This window comes from Magnetococcales bacterium (assembly GCA_015228935.1).
GTDB lineage: Bacteria > Pseudomonadota > Magnetococcia > Magnetococcales > DC0425bin3 > HA3dbin3.
On sequence record JADGCO010000035.1, the window covers coordinates 18,298 to 41,293 of the forward strand.

The window sequence follows — 22,996 nt, forward strand, 5'->3', positions numbered from 1 at the left end:
TTTGCCCTTTTGAACTCATGGCCCGGTATGCCTGACCAGGCACTTTTTGTCCGGTATGGAAGGGGGAATCGATGTCCCGTTGCGAAAAATCCTCGGAATCAGAAGCGACAGTGTTTGCAGGCTCACTGGCCATCGAAACGGATGAGGATGTACAGGTCATCTCGGAGGGCGAGGCGCGGATGGACCGGATCAACTCCTTGATCCTCAATGACCTGCAATCCCCCCTGACTGCCATGACCGGTTTGCTGGATCTGGTTTTGCGCGAGGCGGTCACCCTGCGCCCGGACCAGGCTGCCCTGATTCAGAGGGCGTATTCGATCACGCAAAGTCTGAATCGCTCCAGTCAGAGACTCTTTCACCTGTACGGGGCCAACCATGCAGGCCTCTCGCCAAATTCCAGATTCATGTATGGCCGGGAACTTGTCAATGCGACGATTGCCGAGTTGGAATCCCAAGCCAAATGGCGGCAGGTCACGATTGTTGCCAAGGTCATGGATGATCTGCGCCTGTATGTCGATCCGGTACTTCTGAAAGAGGTTTTGCATGAATTGCTTCTGAATGCCATCAATGTCAGCCAGGCCCAGGGTCAGGTGACACTGGAAGCTGCCGTGGAAGAAGGGGAATCCAAAATTCTCCTGTCGGTTCGGGACCAGGGAAGCGGCATTCCGGCAGTTGAACTGGATGAACTGTTCAAAGAGAAGGGGGCCGTGACCGGCAAATCCTCATTCGGCGGTCGCCGCAAACGGGGTACCAGTCTGGGGCTGCCCCTCTCTTCGCGGATTGTGCAAGCCCATGGCGGCACCCTGGAGGTGGAATCCGCAGTGGGGGTCGGGAGTGTCTTTCGTATTCGCCTGCCCAATCCGAGGCCACGTATCTTGGTCGTGGATGACCAGCAGATGGACATCGACTACCTGGCCATGATCCTCGACTCCCTGAATGTTGAAATCATCAAGGCCAGGAATGGCCCCCTGGCTCTGGTCGCTTTGGGAGAGGGGGCGCGGGACAGCACAGGGGGTTCGGGTATCGATCTGGTCATTACCGACATTGCCATGCCGGGCATGAACGGTTTCGAATTGCTGGAACAAATCGTCCAGGATCCCCTCACGGCGGCCATCCCTGTGGTCCTGTTGACCGGGGAAGCTTCCATGGCCCAAAGGGTCAAGGGCTTTCGCATGGGGGCTGCCGATTTTGTCATGAAACCCATCCATCCACCCGATTTTCTTCTGTGTATCCGTCGCCTGATGGGATGTGTGCCCGGTTTTTGATCCCTCTGCCCAGCACTGGCATGGGGGCCTGTCCCGTTCCTGGTCAAGGCCGGCCTGTTGCCGGCCAGAGCCGTCCGAACCTGTTCGTACATTTTGATTGATTCTGGTTTCAGGGAGTGGTTCATTGACAACCTTGAAGCATGAAACCGTTCGAGTCACCTTCCCGGAAGGGACCCGTGTCCTGGTGGTGGAAGACGAAACTATCAATCGCCAGGTTGCCAAGGCCATGTTGCGTAATCTTGGAATTGTCGCCGACGAGGCCGAAAATGGCCAGGAGGCGTTGACTTTGATGCAAAACAACCATTACGACCTGGTTCTGATGGACTGTCAGATGCCATGCATGGATGGCTTTGATGCCACACGGGAATATCGTATTCTTGAAAGCCGGCGTTCCACCTATCTGCCCCTGCCCATCATTGCCCTGACCTCCCATTCCACACAGAAGAATCGGGAGCTTTGTCTGGCAGCGGGCATGGATGATTGTCTCATCAAGCCGGTCAATATGCGGGATTTCACCAATAAACTCCTGCTTTGGTTGGGTTTGCAATCTTCCATGCCAGCAACAGGACCGGTCAGTGACCATCTGTCATCCGACCCGGCCCAACCGGTTGATCTGCAACGCCTGAGCGAATTACAACAAGCGCTGCGCAACGCTCCCGGTGGGTTCGCCCGACTGCTTGATCAATTCATCCGTGGGATGGAATTCCAGCTTGCCGAGATTCATACGGCCTTGCCTGCCGCCGAGTTTGACCTGGCCCAGCGCCGCACACACAATTTGAAATCCCAAAGCGCCATCTTTGGGGCCATGGTTCTTTCCGGACTGCTGAAACAGTTGGACATTCAAATACGTGCCCAGGCCTTATCCAAGTCCATGGAGCTGCTGGACCTGGTTCAACTGGAATTTTCCCGGGTCAAGCCAATCCTGGAAAAGGCACATCTGTCGCAGTGAATTTTTTTTGTACTAACAAAAATAATTAATTAAACTAAAAATCAGACTCATGGTCAAATCCGCTGTATGACTCAATTGCAAGGTGGGTGAAACCGGAAACATCGCCATTTTCACAGTAAAAAAATAAATTATTTTCAACAATTTGTGATTATACAAAGCAGGCAAGGAAGCATGGGAAGTGGAATTTTCAATCACCTCATATATTAATACTTGTTAATAATCTGGAGGACACTCTGAACGAAGGTCTTTTGGATGTCAACCCACAGTTCCAATCCGTTTCCGATGGTATCAAACGAGAAATTGCTTCATACTGCAAAGTGGGTGAGAAGGTGGGTGAGTGTAAAAGGGGTGGGCATATCCGATGCTGAACGCTGTTCCATCTAAAATGCGGCAGACAAGGAAATGAAAATGAAAGTAAAATTTCGGGGGCACCTTGCGACGATATTGGTGGCATTGACGACCGGCTTGTCGGTTGCTGTGTCAGGGTTTGGTGAACAATCGGACGTGGAGTTCGCTCTTCGGGGACCGGCGTTCACGCCTGGCGCACCCGATCCAGCCCTGGTGTCACCCGAATGGATCCATAAAAAGATCAGTTATCCAAAAGCTGTCGGGCATCTGGATCTCCGAATTCAAATGGACCAGAATTTATTCGATGCCTTGACCCCGATCATTGAAAACTACGCCAAAGAAAAAAATCTGCGGGTGCAGATCGAAAAAGGAACATGTGGGACCAGCTCCGGTCCGATTGAACGCAAGGAAGCGGACATGGCCGGGTTTTGTTGTCCTCCAGCCCCTTATGATCGTTTGCCCGGCATAGTCTTTCATACCATTGGTATCGTGCCGACCGTGTTGATTACCCATCCAGACAATCCGGTCGGCAGTGTGAGTTTTGGCGAAGTCCAGAAAATCTATGCCGGCAAGATTCGTTCCTGGAAAGAGTTAAGCGATCCCAAAAGCAAATCCATGACCGGCTCCATTCAACCGGTGGCACGGTTGCATTGTGAAACACGACCCGGACACTGGCGGGATATTCTGGATAATAAAAACCTGTTTTTTCAGCAAACCATTTTTGTTGCCTCCATTCCGGACATGGTGGATGCCGTGGCCGCCAATCCGAATGCATTCGGTTGGGTTTCGCGCTGGGTGGTGGAGAACCAGGCCAACAAAGGTCGAGTCAAATTTGTCAAGCTGGGTGGGGTGGACCCGGACGACACCCAGGCCGTGGCTCAGGGCAGGTATCCCTACTTCAAGGTCATGAACCTGACCACCTGGGAAGGTGCCGCGGCCAAACCCCAGGCCAACCAGGTCATCGACTACCTGCTGAATCAGTTCAATCAGGTCAAGCAACAGGCTTTTATCGTTCATGCCAGTCAACTGCGCCAGAATAAATGGATCTTTTCCGGCAATGAACTGATCGGGATGCCTGCAAAATGAAACGGTTCGTTCCTGGATTGCCACTGGCAATCAAGACGGTACTGTTTGGAATACTGTTCAGTATCCTGGCCAGTGTCGCCCTGGATCACTTTCTTTCGATCCAGTTTCTGGAACAAACCTCGCTGGCACTCAATGAAGAACTGGGCCGGGATATTCGCTCGGTTCGTTATCGCCTGAATGCGTTCAAGAACAGAATTTCATCCACCATGACCCTGCTGGCTGAAAATACTCGGCTTGTCGCTTATGCTTCCGACCCGGATTTTCAAGGCCGGGAGCGGATCGTTCATCAGCAGGCACCTCCCTGGCTGCCATCGCCACGCAACCTGGAAGAGATGCACGCCATCCATTTTGTCCTGCTCGACAAGGCAGGCAAGATTCGAAATTTTTATGACATGCACGAGCAGGGTCGCTTGATTCCACCCTGGTTGGAAAATTCCCTGCCCCTGTTGTTTGCCAAAAGCCGGGATCAGCTCCTGACCAGAGAGCAGGATGGTCTGCCCCATCTCATCTACACGACCGCTGTGCGTGACCTGGCGGGAACAAGCGTTGCCCATCTGATGATGGTGACCCGTTATGATTCGACCTTGTTGGAAAGCGTGTTTCCGGTCACGGGAGTCAACGATCTGGGTGTGGCCGTCAGCGCGGGAACACCCCAGCGCCTGATTGCCAGCAATATACGGTCAACCCTTTATGACAGTTCAGGATTGTTGGACATTCACGACAAAAACGGAAAATATTTCATCATCGGAAAAGATTATGAAGATGACGGATCCAGCGAGGTTCCCATCAATATTTCGGTATTCGTCGAAAAGGAGCGGGCCAGGGCGTTCAGCAGGCGGTTGCTGAGCGTGGAACGGATGATGCAATTGGCCCTGGGATCGACCCTGGTACTCGCTTTTCTGGGAATGGCCCTGCTCGCTGTCAGACGGATCCGGGCCATCATTCAACGCCTCGTCAAGGCAGCCCGGGAGGAGTTGGCTTTTGCTCTGAATGTCCAGATTCGGGGCGATGAGCTGGCCGTTCTTGACAGTGTCATGGCGGAACTCCTGGAAAAAAATCGCCGGACCCACCAGACCAGGACCAACATCAACAAAATATTGCGTTCCGGCCTGGAGATACGCTCTTTGCAGGAAGAACTGCAAATCGATCTGCAACTGGCGATGGAAGGAATTGCGCAGTTCGCAACTGCACGTGGGGCCATTTTTCTGGTGGACAGGGATGATAACGCCATCCTGGTTGCAAGTAGCGGCTTTTCTCCAGAACAAATGCAAAAATGCGGAAAAATAGAACCAGGTCAATGTGATTGTGGTCGGGTACTCCAGGAAAAAAAGCTTGTTTTCGCAGACCATCCAGATGCGTACCATGATGACATGCTCGCTACCGGCATTTTTCCGCATGGATGTTATTGTCTGCCTATCCTGTCGCAGGGAAAGGCCATCGGTATCCTGGCCGCCTGTGCGATGAATGGCAATTCCCGTCAGGTGGACATTGAAGAGTATCTCTGGACCGTTGCGCACACCCTGGCCGGCATCATCGAACGACACAAGAAGGAAGAGGAGCTGGCCCGGGCCAAGGAAATGGCCGAGCAGGCAAGCCGTTTCAAAAGCGACTTTCTGGCCAACATGAGCCATGAAATCCGGACCCCGATGAATGCGATCATCGGCATGGGACACCTGATGGGGCGAACCGAACTCAACACCCGGCAAAAAGATTATCTGCAAAAAATCGCCTCATCCTCACGAACATTGCTGGGCATCATCAACGATATTCTGGATTTTTCAAAAATCGAGGCCAACAAGCTCCAACTGGAATTCGCCCCATTCCAACTGGAAGAAGTGTTGCGCAACGTGACCGACCTGATCATTACCAAAACCGAAGAAAAAGGGCTGGAATTCATTTTTCACATGGCCCCGGAAACACCCAATTTGTTGATCGGTGACGCCTTGCGCCTTGGACAGGTCTTGATCAACCTGGCGACCAACGCCGTCAAGTTCACCTCTGCCGGGGAAGTGGTCATCATGGTCACCCCGGAACATGTGGGACCTGGATTTGTCTGGTTGAAATTTGCAGTACGGGATACGGGCATTGGCCTGACAGCAGAGCAGATCCACAAACTGTTCCAGGCCTTCAGCCAGGCAGAAACATCCACGACCCGCAAATATGGCGGTACCGGTCTGGGCCTGGTCATCTGTGAACGCCTGGTTGGCATGATGGGCGGTAAAATCGAGGTGGCCAGTACACCGGGGGTGGGCAGCACCTTCAGTTTCCGGGTGGCATTTTTTCTCCAGGAACATAAACCGAAACGCTTGCCGGTCACCCTGGACCGGTTCCGGAATGCCCGTGCCCTGCTGGTGGATGACAACCAGTCATTTCGCATGCTGTTCCGGGAGCTATTGGCACCCATTGTCCGGGAACTCGTGATGGTTCCATCCGGAGAGTCTGCACTGCGGGAAATTCAACAGTCGGTCGCGCAGGACAAACAAAACGGTTTTGATCTGTTTTTTGTCGATTGGAAAATGCCGGAGATGGATGGCATCGAGACCATTCGCCGGATGCAGGCCGAAGTGCATCCAGACGCCAGGCCAGCCACGATCCTGGTGACGGCGCACGTCCGGGAAGATGTGCTGAATCAAGCGGAAGGCATCGCCCTGGACGCCCTGCTCTTCAAGCCTGTCAGTCAATCGACTCTCATCAATGTGCTGCTTGAACTGTATGGAGAAAAATTCAGCCGCGAATCGGAACAGGTTGCCAAGGATCCCCTGACCGAGGAACGTTTGCAAAAAACGCTGGGTGGTGCCCAGGTGCTGCTCGTTGATGACAATCATATCAATCAACAGGTTGCCCAGGAAATATTGGAAAGCGTTGGCCTGGTCGTGACGTTGGCAGGCAACGGACAGGAGGCCATCCAGATTCTTGAATCCGCCGGGCCGGGCAATATCGAACTGATTTTCATGGATTTGCAAATGCCGGTCATGGATGGGTTCACCGCAACCATGCACATCCGGAAACATGCCCGCTATTCGGATCTGCCCATCATTGCCATGACCGCCAACGCCATGGCCGGTGACCGGGAAAAATCCCGGCTTGCCGGCATGAATGATCATGTCACCAAACCGATCGATATCGTTGAACTGTTTGTGACCCTGGAAAAATGGTTGCCACCTCGCAGTCGGCTGACACCCGTTCAGAGCGGCAAAGAGGAAGCTGTCACCTCCCCGGAAAAGTACGGCTTCATTCTCCCCCCGGCACTGCCCGGTATCGATCTCCCCTCCGCTTTGCACCGGGTCAGGGGCAACGAACATTTGTTGGCCCAGCTCGTGATTGGTTTCTGTCTGGAAAACGCGCAAATCATACCGCAACTGCGCGAAATGCTTGACAACAATGATCTGGATCAGGCCATCCGCCACGCGCATGCCATCAAGGGTGCCTCGGGCAATCTGGGGGCCACGGAATTTTGTGCCGCCGCAGGCAACCTTGAACAGGCCATCCGTGACCATGCCGCCATCCCCCTGTTGCAGGATGCCCTGAATCGCCTGCAGCACCATTGGATGCCTCTGCTCCAGTCATCCCAAATGTTGCAGGATGCCCTGAAAAAATCCGCGGATTCTGCCCCCTCCAATGATCAGATCACCCTGAAAGACTCAAGACTCCTGGAAATATTACGGATCCTGAAAGACCTTCTTGCCGCCAATGACATGGCAGCCAAATCCCAGGCAGAGTCATTGCTGTCTGTTGCCGGTGATGAAATTTGGCAACAAACGCTCCAGGCCATGATGAGCAGTATCGACAATCTGGACTATGCGATGGCTTCGACCCAACTCCATCTTCTCATTCAACAGGCGGAATCGTGCCAAGAGGAGAAAACAGGATGAATTCCGACACGGACAGTTTGTCAATCTTGATTATTGATGATCAGGCGATCAATATTAAGGTATTGAATGAGCTTCTCAGGGAAGAATATCGTGTTTATTTCGCAACCAAAGGCCAGAATGGCTTGGACATTGCCAATGAACGTCTGCCGGATTTGATTTTGCTGGATGTCATCATGCCGGAGATGGATGGGCATGAAGTGTGCAGAATTCTCAAGGAAAACCCAAAAACCTGCAAAATTCCCATCATATTCATTACTTCATTGCAGGTACAGGATTTCGAAGCCAGGGGTTTGCAGTTGGGAGCGGTTGACTATATCACAAAACCGTTCAATGCGGATATTGTCAAGCTCAGAATAAAAAACCAATTGGAATTAAAACGCCATCGGGATAAATTGGAAGAGATGGTCGCGGAGCAGACAGCCCAGTTGCGCCTGGCCAAGGAAAACGCCGAGGCGAGCGACCGGGCCAAAAGTGATTTGTTGTTGATATTCAGCCACGAATTGCGTACACCCCTGAACAGTATTCTGGGATTTCTGGACATTCTTGAAGGTTCAGGATTGAATTCCGAACAAGCGGGGTGGCTTGAAATTGTTAAAAATTCATCAAATTCACTCAATGAACTGCTGGATGATATTCTTGATCTGACCAGGATTGATCTAGGGGATGGCTGCAATTCGTCAGTTCCTTTTGATTTGCAACGCTTGGTCGATGGTGTTGTGCATGATCTGTCCGTGTCCGCCCGGAGCAAGGGTTTGGACTTGCAGATCCATGCCGATTTTTCTGACATACGGAATGTGTTTGGCCAGGAAAAATATCTGGAAAAAATCATCCGGCATCTGCTTGGCAATGCCATCAAATTTACAGAAAAAGGGTCGATTGTTCTTGGAATTCAGAAACAGGAGGGGAGTGATGAACACAACTTTGTCCACTTTTTTGTCGAGGATACGGGCATCGGTATAGACGAAGGGCATGCCGAATTTATTTTTCAATACTTTACCCAGGTCGAGCAAGCCATCACGCGCAAGCAAGGGGGCATTGGCCTGGGATTGGCTTATTGTAAAAAAATCGTTGCCAAATTGTTTGATGGGCGCATCTGGGTGGAAAGCAAACCCGGCAAGGGAAGCACATTCCATTTTACGGCCAGGTTGTTGAATGCGACAGGTTGACTTTAGTTTTTAATAAGGCTGCATTTCCTCCAACAAATGGACACTGAGAGGTGTCCATGACAGGTCAGCGTATACGGAAAAGAACCTGGACAGTTACAGGTTTTAACAGACCGGATCCCAGCATTCTGGCTGGATTTTCTTGACAGGCTAACAAAAATGTTAGAGGATGGCCTTGCATGACTGGTGGTGAATTCAAACGAAAGCTGCAAGCATTGGGAGCGAAAATTGAAACACGTCAGGGAAAGGGCAGTCACATGAAAATTCGACTAGGCGACCGGGTGACATTTGCGCCTGACCACGGGAAAAAAGAGGTTCCGATAGGTACTTTTCGTGCAATTTGTCGCCAACTCGGCATCAAGCCTACCGACATTTGACATTCAAGAGGTCACCATGCGCATTGAATACTCGTACCCCGTTGATATTGATCAGGATGAAAATGGGGTTTTTATTTTGACTTTTCCTGATTTCGGCGTTGGTGTCACAGACGGTATCACCAGAAATGAGGCCCTGCAAAATGCTGAGGAACTCCTGGAAACCATGGTCCTTTCTTACCTGGAGGACGGAAAAAGCCTCCCCTCGCCAACCCATGCGCATGGCAGGGCCTTGGTGTCCCTTCGACCGATGGTTTCCTTGAAGGCAGGACTTCATATGGCCATGCAGGAACTGGGAGTTTCACAAGCCGACCTTGGGCGTCGCTTGGGGTGGCACCCCCCCCAGGTGGTCAGGATTCTTGATCCGAGGCACAACAGCAGTATGAACCAGATCGAACTGGCGCTGGCCGCTCTTGGCAAGCGCATGACGATTTCAATCCAGGATGCGGCTTGATCACCGCCTTGCCAAATTGGTCGGGGCGAGAGGATTCGAACCTCCGACCCCTAGCACCCCATGCTAGTGCGCTACCAGGCTGCGCCACGCCCCGTCCGACCAAGTGGTGAACTGCGTTTCATCCGGCAACGTCGCAGTCACCCGTGCATCTTGCTGGACCCCGGACTCTTTGTCAAGCTGCCCCGATGGCTCAGGGGAACAAAAGTGGATTATTTATTATTGGGCACGGGGATGGAAGCGACCGTGGACGGATTTACTGCGATGGGCCTGAGCCTGGCGGTCCAGATTCTGCACCCAGAGCTTCAGGTCGTGGCGTGTCAGCATGACCATCGTTTGACGGCTCTCCGTCAAAAATTCTGCGGTCGTGGCATCGGTGACTTTTTGCGGGGAATTCATGGTGTGGCTCCTGCGAATAACGTTTGCACGGCATCCTGTCAGGCCATGAGCGCAACCGGCACCGGCCCGGCAGACAGGCGGATCTGACCGAATGCGCCCTGCATGAAACAGGATCGATTTTATTGACTTATTGCCAAACCATATCCGGGATGGCACACCACCGTTTTTCCAGGGAGGGGAGCATATCTTCATCCTGGGAATGGGAACGTGGCCGGCCAGCACCGGGTTGAGGAATGGCCACACCGATGGGTTCGCCTTCCAGGAAGTATTCAAGGATGGGAAGGCTGGGATCGATCTGAAACGGCAAACCAACAAGACTTTGGGCGGAAACCGAATGTTGCAGCATGTCTGAATCTCCTGTTTCTGGCAGGGTGATTTCAAAACCAAAACCACCGTCGCCAACCTTGGGCGCTTCAGGCTCGCCCGTTGCGATTGGCATTCTACATGCAAATAATTTGCCAGTTTTGGATTCGTGCTGCTGGAAATGAGACCGACAGAAACCCATTCCCATTCCCATGCTGAATACATCAGCATGGGAATGATTTTGGAATGGATCCGGCAAGGCGCAATTTCAGGCGGAAGTGGTGTATCGGGTGCCTGAAAGGCGAATCAGGAGTCCACCCGGCGGCGCATTTCTTTGCCAGCTTTGAAAAACGGCGTGCGCTTTTCAGGGATGGAGACCAGATCGCCTGTTTTGGGATTGCGACCTTCCCGTGCCGGACGCAGACGGACACTGAAGGCACCGAAACCGCGTAATTCAACGCGATCCCCGCGCTCCAGGGCCTGGGTGATGTTGCCGAATACGGCAGACACCACGGTTTCTGCTTCCTGACGGGTCAAATTGTGTTGTTCCGCGACGGACTGGATAAGTTGGGATTTTGTCAACTTCATTCCCCCTTCAGACTGGCTGGCTTGACGGAAAGGGATTCTTCGGAGAGGATTTTTTTGCAAATCATGCCCGAAAGCAAGGGATTTTCGCCATGGATGATACGGATTTTTCTTGCAATGGGTCTTGACAGGGGTCAACTCTGTCAACCGGAGAGCGCATCTGTTATCATGACCATGAGATGCGCTTCAGGCAGGGGCATTGGGAGCTTGTCAGATGGACAGGCACGAAAAGTGTGGCGAGGAAAACAGGGTGTTCAAAAAGTCGGGCAGAGAGAACAATCGCCATTCCAGTCACAGGTCATTGTCTCCTCTGACAAAGGGACAATTTGCCACCATGGCACACCCGGTGCGTCAAGGACGGCGCAAACGCCGTCTCATCCTGCTCCTTTTCCTGGCGGTGTTCCTGGGTATTGGCCTGGCCAGATATCGTGGACCCGAACGAACCCCGAAAGAGACGATCCCCAGCCGCAGCACAGCAGATTGGCAGACATGTCTGACGCCAGGCAAGGGAGATCAACCGAAACCGGAAATGATCGAAATTCCCGACGGTGAGTACAACATGGGTCGATTGTCGCCATCATCGACCATCCAAACATTGTTGGTTGCTGCCGATCTGACCCGGATTCTGGTCAAAAAACCCTACTTCATCCAGAAACGCACGGTGACTCAGGAAGAGTTTGCCCTCTATGTCGCCACTGTGAAAACCTTGCCGGATGGAGAAGAAAAATCGCGACTCATGATCCAGATCGGCCTGCATTGGCAAAAACCAACCTCAGCCCCGTCCGATCACTCTTTTCTGACCGGCAGACTCTTTGGCAGCAAAACAGAAACCCCGTTGCAAACGGTTTCCTGGGAAGCCGCGCAGGGATATGCCGAGTGGATCAGCAATCGCTCCGGATGTAAATTTCATCTCCCCAGCCGCGAGGAGTGGGCGGCGGCGCTGATGTACCTGCATGAATCACCGATGCAGGAAGAGGCAGGTGTTCCCAATGCCGATGCCGTGCGGCACAATCTCCTCCGCGGGGTGCAGGAGTGGACCCGCTCACCATGTTCTGGAGGGTATTATCTGGCAGGTGGGGATGCGACCCGGCAAACAAACGATGGAACAGGAGGATGGGGATGCATGCCAGCCATGGTCTCCATCGCCGGATTCCGATTGGTCCTGAAAATCAATGCCCCGACAGACCGGCAAACCACCCCTCCAACCCCTGTCAAACCAGAAAACAGGTTGCAAGGCACACAAGAGTCGATCCGGTGATCATGAACAGCGACAACAGCCTGGCTGGGATTGGTCACTTGTCAGGTAGAAAATCAAGGTCAGCATGAAAGGCAGAATGACCGTGAACATGAAATCCAGACGCATGAAAGAAAAAAGGTGTCGCATGTTGGGACGGTGGGGAGTTTTGGGCGGTGCCGTGTGCCTGTGGATGGTTTCTCTTCCGGTCGGAGCCGCCCCGCCGGTCAAGGGAGGAACCGGAAGTTGTGCCAGCGTGGATTTTGCCCCCTACCACCAGAACAAGGTGTTGAAATGGACCGGTCCGGTGGTGCGGGTATCGCGTGGCTGGGCACCCATGTTCGTCAATCCCCAGGCCGGTGCCAAAATGGCCGATCTGGCCTTCAATCAAACCGTTGAAATTCTCGAAGAGTCCGGTGAACGCCTCAAGGTCCGCTCGGCCCGCTTTCAGGACCGCGCCTCCCAGACCGGTTGGGTCCACAAGGCAGATCTTCTCTGTCGTGACCTGCCCATCAAAGGCGAGTCCGGCCTGGAAACCAAATTTTTCATCCGCACGTCCACCATGGCCCGGGAAGAGGGCAAGGGAGACCCCACCGTGCGGGTCTTTCAGGATCCGGAACTGGTCGAATGCGTCGGTGGCAAGGATCACTGCCGGGAAGGAGCCTCCCGTTTTCACATGTATTACGTCATGGACCAGCGGGACAAATCCCTGCTTCTGGCAGATCGTTACCGCCTGAAAGAAGATGACATTCTGGTTGGCTGGGTCAATGAGAACAATGGTTTCCAGTGGGATAATGCCTTTGGTCTGCGACCCCGTGAAGAGATCAAGGCACCGGATGGACAGGGTCCCGGAACCGTCTGCACCTACGAACGTCTGGAAGATGCCGTCGCCCGCTCGGCAGCTGCCTGCAACCCGGTGGAAGGCAGCAACAAGTGGTTCAAATCCTCCCTGCGCATTCCGGTATTGGACATGGTCGATGCCCAGGGTCGCCATGTGGAACCCGGTGATCTGGCCACCCCGGCCCGGGAAGAGGGGCGACGCTTCTTCAAGGTGGCCCTGGCCCGACCCGGCCTGGTGGGACGCCCGGTCGGAGATGGCAAGTTTGCCATCTCGCCAACCCTGGCCCAACGCATCATGCCCGAATTCAAGTCCCTCTCCTCGAAAAAAAATGTGGACATATTTTTCGTCCTGGATGCCACCGCCAGCATGGACGAAGCAATCGATGCGGTGCGCGGTACCGCAACCAAACCCGGAGTCATCCAGGAAATCATCCATGGCCTGAAAAATACCCCCGGCTTCAAGGAGACACAATTCCGCTTCGGTTTTCGTGTGTTCCGTGACAATTACGCAGACAGACTCATTCCCAACTCCCCAGGAGACGGGGTCGGCGAGGGATACCCCCTGCCGGCAACCTGCCAGTTGAGTCCAGAACAACAGACCAAAACCTATGAGGATTTCCAGAAAGCCATTGCCCAGGTCAAGGTGACCAGCGACGACCAGGACGATTACGAGGAAAATGTGTACGGCGGCCTCTTCCAGGCCTTGAAACAGGATATCCAATCCTGCCCGGATCACCTGAAACTCATGTTTCTGATCGGTGACAATGGCTACCGCAGTGGCCAACTGTACGTGAACGGCAAAGGCAAACGGTTTGAACGGTCCAAATACCGGAATCCAGTGGAAACGGAAACCCTGGTTGCCTTGTTGCGGGGCGGTAACAAACCCGGCGTCAAGGGCAACAACATTCTGCCCTTTGTGATCCAAACCCCTTCACGATCCGAAAGGACCAAACATCCGGAACTCTACAATGCCGCCTATGCCAAATTCGAATTGCAGATGCGCCAGATTCTCCAGCAAAGTCTGCCCGGCGACAGCTCCGACAATGAACATTTCTTCCGCATGGGTGAAGAAAAACTGCTGTCCCGGTTGGTGGGTACGGTAGAAAAACTCGGCGGCAGCACCCTGATCAATGAAATCATCCTGGATATTCACGGCGGAGCCGCCCTCAATACGGTCATTGAACGGCTGCGGCGGGAACGGGTGGATATTCCCGGCGTCTACTGGCACATCCTGAAGCAGGGGGCCTGCGGTGATCTGGGTGAACAGTGCGAACGTCGGGTGTTTGACACCACGTCGGTCGGCTATGTCGAAGCCAATGACAAAGTGGTGGAAGATTTGTGGGTGGACAGCAATGCGCTCACTTCCTGGATTCGCATCCTGAAAGGCTTCGAAGGCTACCATGAACTCCCCGAACCTCAACTGCGACGGGCGCTGATCAGTGCCCTGGTGCTGGGCATGCAACAGGAAATGCGTCTGCCGCCTCTGGAAGTTTCCGGCGAAACACCCGCCGAATATGTCCAACGCCGGGGCGGTCTGCCGGTGCGGCGGCACAGTCCCCTCCTGAGCTATCAGGTATCGGCGCTCTCCGTGGAAAAAACGTTGCGCGACAAGGATAAGCGCCTCATCGTCGCCGATGCCTCCGGCAAACCGATCCTCGACAAGGCCAAACGCCCCATCCAGGCCGTCACCTACTGCGAGTTGAAACGTCTGGCCATGTGGGCCATCCATTCGCGACAAATGCTCGAAATCATCGAACGCGGCCAGCAAAAGCCCAGCTTCCAGGTGCTTCCCGCCAACAAGGTCCAAAATTGCCCGGACGCCACGGACAATGGTCTGGCCATGCCCCAGGTTGCAGGCAATGTCACAGGGGTTCCCCTCGGGCCGGACAAGAATTATCGCTTTGGCCACGAACTTGGCGGTCGGCGAGGCTACTGGATTCCCCAGGACTATCTGCCATGACCTGGGGAGTGGAAATCACCGAGGCCGAGGTGGGATGGGGCGATACCTTCCGTCTGACCGTGGATGACATCCATGTAGAGGCCGAAACCATCTCCCGGCGTCTGCCAGTCCTGGGACGCAGCGGCAGCGGCAAGAGTACCTTGTTGTATCTCTTAACCTTCTTGAAAAAACCCCGCCGGGGAACCGTGCGCTGGGTTTTTCCCAACGGTGCCCAGGCCCAGTGGGGTCCGAAAGGGCTGGAACGACGCCACTCGGATGTGGACATGACCGAATTGCGGCGACGCTATTTCGGCTTTGCCTACCAGCGCAGTACCCTGACACCCTATCTGAATGTCGGAGAAAATTTGCGCTATCCCCTGCAATTGCACGGCGGTTTGCCCAATCATGAAATCGAGGATCAGGTCCAGATGGCCGTGCAACAGGTCCTGATCTGTGGTCAGGGAGAGGACATGTATCACAGCGACAGTCAGGATGTGGTCGGCGCTTTCTTGAAGCGTTATCCCAACCAGCTCTCGGGTGGACAACTGCAACGTGTGGCCCTGGCCCAGGCCATGATTCACAATCCGAATGTCCTGTTTGCCGATGAACCCACGGGCAATCTCGATGCGGCCACCCGGAAAGAAGTGATGGCCGTCGTGGATCGCTGGCTGGATCAGGGGGATCGCTTGTTGATCTGGGTGACACATCATGTGTCCGACGCCGTGGATCCCCGGGTGACGCATCGGATTCTTGTGTCACACGGGCATTGTCAGCTCCAGGGGCGCACCCGTCCCCCAGCTCCGGAAAGCAGCGCATGAGTGAACAAAGCGGTTCTGCCTATATCAAACCCTCACGGCGACGGCGTTCCGGTTTCGTGCCGGTCTGGATTTCTTTGGGGTTGCGGGCCTTTCGGCGCTCCTTCTGGTGTGGATGTTTCGGATGTGACTCGGGTGGAAGGGATTTTGTCTGGCTGTCCCTGCTGCTGACCCTGGTCATGACCATGTCCCTGGTGTTTGCAGGAACCCGGGTCGGTTTCCTCGACCGGCTGGCGGACACCCTGATCGGCAATATCGAACCCAACGGTGTCCCGGTCTGGGTGACTTCCCACTGGGAAAATCAGCAGGGCATCGACGTCGATCTGTTGCACAAATTGACCACCCTGAAACCTTCCGTGCCGCTCACCGTCCATCCTTTTCGACGCCTGGGTGACACACAGCCCGGTGTGCATCTGCCAACTCCGCAAAGCTGGAAAGGCAGTGTTCCCTTTGCCGGTTGGGCAGTCTATCCCAATGATCCCCTCTGGAAGCTGGCCACATCCGGCACGACCCGGCTGGGCATCCCCTCCACCGATGAGAGCTATCCCTGGCTGGGGCTGCCTCTGGAAGTGGTGTTGAATACCGCCCAGTTCCGGCGTCATTTCGACTATACGGCCTACCGGGATGCCGTCAATCCGGTTTTGACCGAACAAAAACGACCGGCACTCCCCTTCACGCTGGATTGGGACAATCCTGCCCGGGCACTGGAGTCGCTCTGGTTGCGGGTCACCGTCTCCCAGGAAGAGCGGTTGATTCCGTTCAAGGTGCGTTGGGTAAGCCATGTGCCGGCCATGGAACCGGTCGCCTTTTTGTTTCCACTCAATACCTATCATGCCTTGTTGGCCGCATACCATCTGCCGGACCTTCGTTACCAGCCGGAAAACGAAGGGCGGGGGGATTCGATCAGCGATTATCGCCTGTTGACACAACCCACCTATCCTCGGGAGACCATCAGCCAGTTTGCAGCCTGTGTGCAAAAGGAGTTGCAAAATACCGGTGTCGAGGATCTGCCAAGTGTATCCAGGCAAAAATGCCCCCCACCAGCGCTCCTTGCCAAAGAGGAAGAAACCAAAAAGGGAGGAGAGAACAATGCCCCAGCCTGGAAAAGTCAATGGGACACCCTCAACCATGACCGTCATCATCAGGTTTGGGTTCCCTGTCTGAGACTTTCCCAGAGTGATGCATTGCGTCATACCCTCTGTCCCGACCCGGATGGAGAAACGACCGGAAATGCCAGATTGTTCGTCCCCTGGAATTTGACCCAGGCCGGTCTGGCTTTTTCCACCGTGCATGTGTTCATTCCCAATGCGAGCCATCTGGCCCAGATGATCGAGCTGATCCAGGAGGTGAAACGTGCGGATGGCCGGCGGGCCTTCAACATCCATCCCACCTATCTGGATGCCATGAGTCGCTTCAACCTGTTGAGTGACATGCTGGGATCCTTGATCCCGGCATTTGCCGGTTCGTTTCTGTTGTTGTTGACGGCTTTGCTGTTTGCCCAGATCGGAGGCGTGATCGACCGGCGGCGCAATCATTTCGGCATCCTGATGAGCCGAGGGGTTTCCTGGGCGTCCATCTATGCCAAGGTGATCCTGCAAATGGTTTTAGCGACGATGGGTGGCAGTCTGGTGGCAGTTTTTGGGTTGGTGCCGGCGTTGCGCTGGTTCATGATGCGCGATTTCAATGTGGTCCTCTCGCATTATCGGGAGTTGCTCCCTCCAGACCATGGTCTGGAAATCATGCCCCTCTCCTGGCAACCCATCGCCATGACCGTGGGAGGCGTTGCCTTGGCAGTCATCCTGGTGGCCGTGATCCTTCTGTTGCGGGTCCCACTCTGGTGGAAAACCACCCCCTCCGATCTCCTGCATGGCAATTACAGCACCCGGCAAAATTCAGATTGACGTGTCGTATTGAACATCATATGCGCATTTACCCTTATTTCATGCCAGGGAAGACAACAATGCAACGAATCCTATCCTGTTTCTCGGGTTGTCTGGCCTTGTTCATTCTGTATGGCTACGGTATGGAAGAGGCTTGGGCAGGAAAATACAAATATACCGAAGCCGATTTGCGCGCCCAATGTCGCGAAGATGCGGCGAGTGATCGTATTCCGGCTGACGAATTGGAAGAGTATCTGCGAGGGTGCCTGCAAAATCTCGTGCAGCAGGCCGGCTTGTCCCTGAGTGACACCCAGATTGCGGCAGCGAGTCGAGCGGATGCACGCAATCCCGGTGCAGGTCGTGCCCCGGATTCCGGGCGTGATCAGGGCCTTGACGCATCCGCGCCCCAATCCAGGACCAAGCCGTCCGGCAAGACGGCCAAGGGCAAACATACCGAGGCGGATTTGCGCCGGCAGTGCCGGGAAGATGCCGTGGAAGACAGGGTGACCGACGACGAAATGACGGATTATTTGCAGGGATGCCTGAAAAATCTGGCCCGACAGGCAGGCGTGTCCCTGACGGGTGAAGAGGAGTCTCCGGTTCAGGAAAAGCCGGTGCAGGCACCCCAGGCACGGGTCAGGAAAGGCAGCGAGTCGGTTCTTGCAGGTGCCCAGGGAATCGAATTTGTCAAAATTCCGGCTGGCACCTTTGAAATCGGCTGTGGAACCTGGCAGTCAAACTGTTTCAATTCAGAAAAACCAGCGCAACAGGCCAGGGTGGAACAGTTTGAATTGGGCCGATATGAGGTGACGCAGGGGCAGTGGCAGGCAGTCATGGGAAAAAATCCCGCCAAGTATAAATCCTGCGGGGAAAATTGTCCGGTTGAACAGGTCTCCTGGAACGATGTTCAGGAGCTGATCAATCAATTGAATGCGCAAGGGGGCAATTGCCGGTATCGCCTGCCAACCGAAGCTGAATGGGAGTTTGCCTGCCGTTCCGGAGGGGATCCAGAAAAATTTTGCGGCGGTCACGATATCGACCTGGTGGCGTGGCATGAAGGCAATGCCGAGGGAAAAACACATCCTGTCGGCAAGAAAGCCAAAAATGGTTTGGGATTGTACGACATGAGCGGCAATGTATGGGAATGGACCTGTTCCGAAATGGGGCGCTATGGTGACCCCGACAAGAGCCATACCCGCTGCGGCAGCGGCGATGCCAATCGGGTCTTGCGGGGCGGCAGTTGGTACTACACCGAGACACGGGTGCGTTCCACCAATCGCTTCGACTACGATCCGGGATATCGGAATGGGGATATCGGCGTGCGTCTGGCCAGAACCTGCCCTTAAAAATGATTCACGCCCCTATTCCTCTTCCGGGGGCAGCGCTTCCCGGACAACCTGCACATACTCTTCCAGCGTGGCAAGCAGCCGCTCATGCATGAAGGTCTGGAAGGGGTACGGGTCATCCGTGAGAGAAGATTTTTCCAGGGCATCGAGATAGAGTTTGCGTTCAACGGGTCGAATGGCAATGGGAGGATAACCATGGCGGATCAGCAGTAGATTCATCAAGAGCCGTGCCGTGCGACCGTTACCATCGCTGAACGGGTGGATGGCGGTCAGGCGGAAATGACCTGTAAATGCACTTTCCGGCGTGGGTGGTGCCTGCGCAAGCCAATCACCCAACTCCTGCATCAAGTGTGGAATTCTGGCCGGATTGGGAAAGATGACCGGTGATCCGGCAATGCGTCTGGGATGCCGACTGTATATTCCGGCAATTTCCGGATGGCTACGGGCCACAATGCGGCGATGCAGCTCACACACAATCTGTTCACCGACAGGTGTGCTTGTAGTCGCCAGGGTGCGCATCCATTGCAAGGTCGCATAATGGTCCACCGCCTCCAAATGTTCCCGCAGCGACTTTCCCCCAACCGTGATGCCGTGTTCAATGACCTCGGCGGTTTCCCGATGGGTGAGGGTGTTTCCTTCGATGGCATTCGACGTATAGGTCAGATCGACATCGTAATATTTTTGCAGGTTGGCCAACACTTCCAACGATAAAGGTCGCCAACTGTCAAGCAGCTTTTTTTTTTCGGCAATGTTATTGAGCAAGTCAGCAGGCATGGCTGGTTGGTTCTGCTCTTCCCCCTTTGAATTCATGCTGAATATCAGGGTTGACCACTGCGGAGTTTTCAAGATTGAGCTGCAAGCCTGTCAAGCGCGACAAGCCCCTGAGAATCTGCTTTTCAGCATCGGGTGATCTCATGTCGGCCCATTGAATATGCTCTAATATATCCGGAACAGGTGTGTCATCCAGCCGCACAGGGATAATGGGGATATCAACATCACCTCGCGATTTAAACAGCTTGATTGCAAATGCAATCTCGCGCTTGAGGTGATCACTGTTGACAGAGTTCTTTGAGAGAAAAACAACAGCGGAACTGCACTCTTCGAGCGCATGTTCGATAGTTGCCATGATGTTTTGACCAGGAACGATTTGTTCCACGTCCAACCAGGGATTCAGACCTGCATTGCGCACAGATTCAACAATCTTTTTGGCGGTCAATAAATCCTCGTGGGCGTAACTAATAAAAACGTTGGGGGATCGACGAATCCGCATTCTTTTATGAAGATCCTTGACGTTTAATAATGCCAGAAACGCAAGAAGGATTGTTGCAAGAATCATAATAATATATTGAGAATAGTCAGAAATTTTTTTCACATCCATAAATAAATTACAATACCCCATGGAATAAAGAAATTCCACAAAATTATTAGTCATTTTATTAGAAGAAATCATCGGAAGAATCGCAAGAATCGCAAGAATCGCAAGAATAAAGAATATTCTCAACTCCGATGCTGCTTTTTGAAAAGCAATTATTATTTCTAATGCTTTTCTCAATTTAGACTCCTTTTATGAATATAATAAAAAAAGCCATAAGACAAACGCCTATCAGGTTAGACAAGAATCCGAGGATGGAAATTTGTATAACCTGATTTGCATGACGTTGTTCCCAATCCTGATGCAATGACATGACAGCAAAAAGAAAAACAAAACAGATGACAATAAATACAGATGTCTTGATAATCTGTAGCGGCGGCATCAACGTGGAACTGGCCAACGCCGGCCTGCTCAAATCCAAAAGGTGCAGGAGACCGGATGCCATCGCCGTCAGGGACAATTCCACCCCCAGGTAAAAATCGCTCCAACGCCATGCGGAACCTCGCACAAGCTTTTTCGTAAACGCACTACAAAAAATCAGCACAATCGGCACAATGACCGCCGTAACATAAGGATTTGTCAGCACAACGCACCTCTCGACGTTGCACATCAATCTAGACTATTTTTTCTCTCCCGTCCAGAAATTTTTGCATGGCGTCCGGCTTGCGGCTACGGCCATGTCCCCCTGAATGACTCTTCTCAACATATAACTTTGATGGTCCAATCATATGTTATGCAGAATATGCTGACCAACATCTTTTCATTCATTTCATCCGGAAAAATGTAGCCAAAAAAGAATTCACCATGTCTTGACGATATCCTGTAGAATAGTGGACAATGTATTTCACGGGGCTTTTCACTTCTTGCTTGCATATCAGGTAATCGGAGCCATTGGATGTCTGAACCTGGAGGAACGGTTTATCGTTCCGGATTTATCGCCATTGTCGGGCGGCCCAACATGGGAAAATCGACTTTTTTGAACCAGGTATTGGGTCACAAGGCAGCAATTGTGACGCCCAAGCCCCAGACCACCCGTACCCGCATCCTGGGGGTCCACCATCTTCCTGATGGACAGATGATTTTTTTGGATACCCCGGGGATTCATCGGGAAGAGAACGATACCCTGGAGCGGGTCATGGAGCAGACAGCTTTTGGGGCTTGTGACGATGCCGATCTGATTCTGTATTTCGTTACCGCCACTGCGGGAGTGACCGACGCAGATTGGGACAACCTCACCCGTCTTTCCGAGAAGAATCAGGATATTTTCCTGGTCATCAACAAGGTGGATCGTGTATCACGCCCCCTCCTGCTCCCCCTGGCAGCCGCATGTGAAACCAGGGCCGGTCAATTGGGACTCTCCATTCAGGAATTTGCCATGATCTCGGCCTTGACGGGTGACAATGTCCTGCATCTGATCAGCCGGATTTTTCCCCGCCTGCCGGAAGGACCCCGCTATTTTTCCGAGGACCAATGGACCGATCAACCCGAACGTTTCATTGCCGCCGAAATCATACGGGAAAAACTGTTTCTGCATCTGCATCAGGAGTTACCCTACCATGTGGCCGTCCAGGTAGAGAGCTTTCAGGAAACCGGAAGTCGGCTGCATATCGTGGCCCTCATTCTGGTGGAGCGGGATTCACAAAAGGGAATCGTCATTGGTCGGGGAGGCAGCATGCTCAAAAAAACCGGTGCCGCAGCCCGGCATGACCTGGAACGCTTTTTTGCCTGTGGCGTTTATCTGGAACTTCAGGTCATGGTTCGTAAAGGATGGCGTGAGGATGCACGTTTGTTGAATACACTGGGTTACCGGGAAGGATCTGACCATGCAGTTTCGTGATTTGGCTTTGGTATTGCGTCGCACTCCCTACCGGGATACCTCGCTTGTCATCCACTATCTTGCCCGTGATCGCGGGGTTCAATCGGTCGTGGCCCGTGGAATTCGTACCCGCAAAGGCGCGGAACGAGCCACGTTGGCGGGGTTCCATACGGTCAACCTTCTGGGCGTCAGCCGCCAATCGCAAACCATGGGGACCCTCACCCAGGCCGAAATCATCCGCGGTCGCCACCATTTGCGGGAAGTTCCCCTGGCCATGGTCGCCGCCCAGGTCATTCAGGAAATCATCTATCGCTCCATCCCCCCAGGCGCTCCCCATCCGGAATATTTTGACCAGGTAGAAACCATTCTGGATCAACTGGATACTGATCAGGATCCCCTCGGAATTCTGGCTTTCTTCCAGGGAGTGACCTTGCGGGAAACGGGTTATGGTTGGCGTACTGACATCTGCGTTGGTTGCGCAACCGATACGCAACTGGCCTATTACTCCGTGCGACAAGCACAGACAGTTTGCCAGGCCTGCGGGGCACCTCATGCCGACCACCTTTTTTCTCTCAACGCCGCCGAACGACAAGCCATGACCACCCTGAACTGGTCCGATCATTTTGTGCCGTTGACACCCGCAGAACGGTTGAATCTGTTTCGTATCGGTAGTGCCTGTCTGAAACGCTTCGGCGGTCATGCCCTCAATGCCGAACTGCACTTTTACCATCTGCTCGGTCAGAGCGCATCTCCAGACAACCAATAGGAAAGATACACGTCATGATTGACAAAGAGCTGTTGGAAATTCTGGTCTGCCCCCAATGCAAAGGATCCCTGGAATACAAGCCGGAGGTCCAGGAACTGGTTTGTCGTCCGGAACAGTTGGCGTTTCCGATTCGGGACGACATTCCCATCATGCTGATTGATGAAGCCCGGCGCTTGAATGCAGCCTGAGAAGC

The 22,996-nt window shown here is 53.6% G+C and carries 21 protein-coding genes and 1 tRNA gene; 17 read left to right on the forward strand and 5 right to left on the reverse strand.

The annotated features are described in order from the left end of the window. Positions 1 to 71: 71 nt before the first annotated feature. The 7 genes from HQL65_10190 to HQL65_10220 all read left to right on the forward strand — a co-directional run bounded on the left by HQL65_10190 (position 72) and on the right by HQL65_10220 (position 9,511). The gene (locus HQL65_10190) at positions 72 to 1,265 is read left to right on the forward strand and encodes a response regulator (protein ID MBF0136599.1); all 1,194 of its coding nucleotides are present in this window, start codon (positions 72 to 74) and stop codon (positions 1,263 to 1,265) included. 124 nt (positions 1,266 to 1,389) lie between these two features. Then, positions 1,390 to 2,214 carry a response regulator gene (locus tag HQL65_10195; protein MBF0136600.1) on the forward strand — a complete coding sequence of 275 codons (825 nt, stop codon included), beginning with the start codon at positions 1,390 to 1,392 and terminating at the stop codon, positions 2,212 to 2,214. Positions 2,215 to 2,622: 408 nt separating this feature from the next. Next, on the forward strand, positions 2,623 to 3,648 hold the full coding sequence (locus HQL65_10200) for a substrate-binding domain-containing protein (GenBank protein MBF0136601.1): 1,026 nt from the start codon (positions 2,623 to 2,625) through the stop codon (positions 3,646 to 3,648). Continuing rightward, positions 3,645 to 7,520, forward strand: a complete 3,876-nt coding sequence (locus tag HQL65_10205) for a response regulator (GenBank protein MBF0136602.1) — start codon at positions 3,645 to 3,647, stop codon at positions 7,518 to 7,520. The genes HQL65_10200 and HQL65_10205 overlap by 4 nt, the downstream gene beginning before the upstream one ends. Beyond that, complete coding sequence (locus HQL65_10210) at positions 7,517 to 8,686, forward strand: response regulator (GenBank protein MBF0136603.1); 1,170 nt, start codon at positions 7,517 to 7,519, stop codon at positions 8,684 to 8,686. The genes HQL65_10205 and HQL65_10210 overlap by 4 nt, the downstream gene beginning before the upstream one ends. A gap of 176 nt (positions 8,687 to 8,862) precedes the next feature. Continuing rightward, positions 8,863 to 9,060: a type II toxin-antitoxin system HicA family toxin gene (locus HQL65_10215; protein ID MBF0136604.1), complete on the forward strand. Its 198-nt coding sequence runs from the start codon at positions 8,863 to 8,865 to the stop codon at positions 9,058 to 9,060. A 274-nt stretch (positions 9,061 to 9,334) separates the two neighbouring features. Next, a complete protein-coding gene (locus tag HQL65_10220; protein ID MBF0136605.1) occupies positions 9,335 to 9,511 on the forward strand; it encodes a hypothetical protein in 177 nt (58 codons plus the stop codon). A gap of 17 nt (positions 9,512 to 9,528) precedes the next feature. On the opposite strand, the gene HQL65_10225 is transcribed toward HQL65_10220, so the two are convergent. After that, positions 9,529 to 9,605: transfer RNA gene (locus HQL65_10225), tRNA-Pro, on the reverse strand. On the opposite strand from HQL65_10225, the gene HQL65_10230 reads away from it, so the two are divergent. Beyond that, the gene (locus tag HQL65_10230; protein MBF0136606.1) at positions 9,572 to 9,994 is read left to right on the forward strand and encodes a hypothetical protein; all 423 of its coding nucleotides are present in this window, start codon (positions 9,572 to 9,574) and stop codon (positions 9,992 to 9,994) included. The genes HQL65_10225 and HQL65_10230 overlap by 34 nt on opposite strands. A 40-nt stretch (positions 9,995 to 10,034) precedes the next feature. Here the strand turns inward: HQL65_10230 and HQL65_10235 are convergent, their stop codons facing one another. Beyond that, on the reverse strand, positions 10,035 to 10,253 hold the full coding sequence (locus HQL65_10235) for a hypothetical protein (protein MBF0136607.1): 219 nt from the start codon (positions 10,251 to 10,253) through the stop codon (positions 10,035 to 10,037). A gap of 263 nt (positions 10,254 to 10,516) precedes the next feature. Beyond that, positions 10,517 to 10,792, reverse strand: coding sequence for an integration host factor subunit beta (locus HQL65_10240; GenBank protein MBF0136608.1), 276 nt, complete (start codon positions 10,790 to 10,792; stop codon positions 10,517 to 10,519). Between the two features lie 217 nt (positions 10,793 to 11,009). Between HQL65_10240 and HQL65_10245 the strand changes: the two genes are divergently transcribed. The 5 genes from HQL65_10245 to HQL65_10265 all read left to right on the forward strand — a co-directional run bounded on the left by HQL65_10245 (position 11,010) and on the right by HQL65_10265 (position 18,849). After that, positions 11,010 to 12,053 (forward strand): SUMF1/EgtB/PvdO family nonheme iron enzyme, encoded by a 1,044-nt coding sequence (locus tag HQL65_10245; GenBank protein ID MBF0136609.1) that lies wholly within the window; start codon positions 11,010 to 11,012, stop codon positions 12,051 to 12,053. A gap of 64 nt (positions 12,054 to 12,117) precedes the next feature. Further along, the gene (locus tag HQL65_10250) at positions 12,118 to 14,829 is read left to right on the forward strand and encodes a hypothetical protein (GenBank protein MBF0136610.1); all 2,712 of its coding nucleotides are present in this window, start codon (positions 12,118 to 12,120) and stop codon (positions 14,827 to 14,829) included. Continuing rightward, positions 14,826 to 15,626, forward strand: a complete 801-nt coding sequence (locus HQL65_10255; GenBank protein MBF0136611.1) for an ATP-binding cassette domain-containing protein — start codon at positions 14,826 to 14,828, stop codon at positions 15,624 to 15,626. The genes HQL65_10250 and HQL65_10255 overlap by 4 nt, the downstream gene beginning before the upstream one ends. Beyond that, entirely contained in the window at positions 15,623 to 17,524 is a 1,902-nt protein-coding gene (locus HQL65_10260; GenBank protein MBF0136612.1) for a hypothetical protein, read from the forward strand. Before HQL65_10255 ends, HQL65_10260 begins: the two co-directional genes overlap by 4 nt. A 59-nt stretch (positions 17,525 to 17,583) precedes the next feature. Continuing rightward, the gene (locus HQL65_10265; GenBank protein ID MBF0136613.1) at positions 17,584 to 18,849 is read left to right on the forward strand and encodes a formylglycine-generating enzyme family protein; all 1,266 of its coding nucleotides are present in this window, start codon (positions 17,584 to 17,586) and stop codon (positions 18,847 to 18,849) included. A gap of 15 nt (positions 18,850 to 18,864) precedes the next feature. Here the strand turns inward: HQL65_10265 and HQL65_10270 are convergent, their stop codons facing one another. Both HQL65_10270 and HQL65_10275 read right to left on the reverse strand, forming a co-directional pair. Further along, positions 18,865 to 19,623, reverse strand: a complete 759-nt coding sequence (locus tag HQL65_10270) for a Fic family protein (GenBank protein MBF0136614.1) — start codon at positions 19,621 to 19,623, stop codon at positions 18,865 to 18,867. Continuing rightward, entirely contained in the window at positions 19,613 to 20,401 is a 789-nt protein-coding gene (locus HQL65_10275; GenBank protein ID MBF0136615.1) for a toll/interleukin-1 receptor domain-containing protein, read from the reverse strand. The genes HQL65_10270 and HQL65_10275 overlap by 11 nt, the downstream gene beginning before the upstream one ends. A 158-nt stretch (positions 20,402 to 20,559) precedes the next feature. Between HQL65_10275 and HQL65_10280 the strand changes: the two genes are divergently transcribed. From HQL65_10280 to HQL65_10295, 4 genes are all read left to right on the forward strand, one after another. Further along, the gene (locus HQL65_10280; GenBank protein MBF0136616.1) at positions 20,560 to 20,697 is read left to right on the forward strand and encodes a hypothetical protein; all 138 of its coding nucleotides are present in this window, start codon (positions 20,560 to 20,562) and stop codon (positions 20,695 to 20,697) included. Between the two features lie 419 nt (positions 20,698 to 21,116). Continuing rightward, positions 21,117 to 22,058 carry a GTPase Era gene (gene era, locus HQL65_10285; protein ID MBF0136617.1) on the forward strand — a complete coding sequence of 314 codons (942 nt, stop codon included), beginning with the start codon at positions 21,117 to 21,119 and terminating at the stop codon, positions 22,056 to 22,058. Beyond that, positions 22,045 to 22,803 carry a DNA repair protein RecO gene (gene recO, locus HQL65_10290; GenBank protein MBF0136618.1) on the forward strand — a complete coding sequence of 253 codons (759 nt, stop codon included), beginning with the start codon at positions 22,045 to 22,047 and terminating at the stop codon, positions 22,801 to 22,803. The genes era and recO overlap by 14 nt, the downstream gene beginning before the upstream one ends. 14 nt (positions 22,804 to 22,817) lie before the next feature. After that, entirely contained in the window at positions 22,818 to 22,991 is a 174-nt protein-coding gene (locus HQL65_10295) for a Trm112 family protein (protein MBF0136619.1), read from the forward strand. The last annotated feature ends 5 nt before the right edge of the window (positions 22,992 to 22,996 follow it).

Coding starts and splice junctions, on each gene's coding strand:
- HQL65_10280 (MBF0136616.1), top strand. CDS start 20,560: ATGACAATAAATACAGATGTCTTGATAATCTGTAGCGGCGGCATCAAC.
- HQL65_10205 (MBF0136602.1), top strand. CDS start 3,645: ATGAAACGGTTCGTTCCTGGATTGCCACTGGCAATCAAGACGGTACTG.
- HQL65_10255 (MBF0136611.1), top strand. CDS start 14,826: ATGACCTGGGGAGTGGAAATCACCGAGGCCGAGGTGGGATGGGGCGAT.
- HQL65_10265 (MBF0136613.1), top strand. CDS start 17,584: ATGCAACGAATCCTATCCTGTTTCTCGGGTTGTCTGGCCTTGTTCATT.
- HQL65_10220 (MBF0136605.1), top strand. CDS start 9,335: ATGGCCATGCAGGAACTGGGAGTTTCACAAGCCGACCTTGGGCGTCGC.
- HQL65_10250 (MBF0136610.1), top strand. CDS start 12,118: ATGAAAGGCAGAATGACCGTGAACATGAAATCCAGACGCATGAAAGAA.
- HQL65_10270 (MBF0136614.1), bottom strand. CDS start 19,623: ATGCCTGCTGACTTGCTCAATAACATTGCCGAAAAAAAAAAGCTGCTT.
- HQL65_10190 (MBF0136599.1), top strand. CDS start 72: ATGTCCCGTTGCGAAAAATCCTCGGAATCAGAAGCGACAGTGTTTGCA.
- HQL65_10200 (MBF0136601.1), top strand. CDS start 2,623: ATGAAAGTAAAATTTCGGGGGCACCTTGCGACGATATTGGTGGCATTG.
- HQL65_10295 (MBF0136619.1), top strand. CDS start 22,818: ATGATTGACAAAGAGCTGTTGGAAATTCTGGTCTGCCCCCAATGCAAA.
- recO (MBF0136618.1), top strand. CDS start 22,045: ATGCAGTTTCGTGATTTGGCTTTGGTATTGCGTCGCACTCCCTACCGG.
- HQL65_10245 (MBF0136609.1), top strand. CDS start 11,010: ATGGACAGGCACGAAAAGTGTGGCGAGGAAAACAGGGTGTTCAAAAAG.
- HQL65_10210 (MBF0136603.1), top strand. CDS start 7,517: ATGAATTCCGACACGGACAGTTTGTCAATCTTGATTATTGATGATCAG.
- HQL65_10235 (MBF0136607.1), bottom strand. CDS start 10,253: ATGCTGCAACATTCGGTTTCCGCCCAAAGTCTTGTTGGTTTGCCGTTT.
- HQL65_10230 (MBF0136606.1), top strand. CDS start 9,572: ATGCTAGTGCGCTACCAGGCTGCGCCACGCCCCGTCCGACCAAGTGGT.
- era (MBF0136617.1), top strand. CDS start 21,117: ATGTCTGAACCTGGAGGAACGGTTTATCGTTCCGGATTTATCGCCATT.
- HQL65_10260 (MBF0136612.1), top strand. CDS start 15,623: ATGAGTGAACAAAGCGGTTCTGCCTATATCAAACCCTCACGGCGACGG.
- HQL65_10215 (MBF0136604.1), top strand. CDS start 8,863: ATGACTGGTGGTGAATTCAAACGAAAGCTGCAAGCATTGGGAGCGAAA.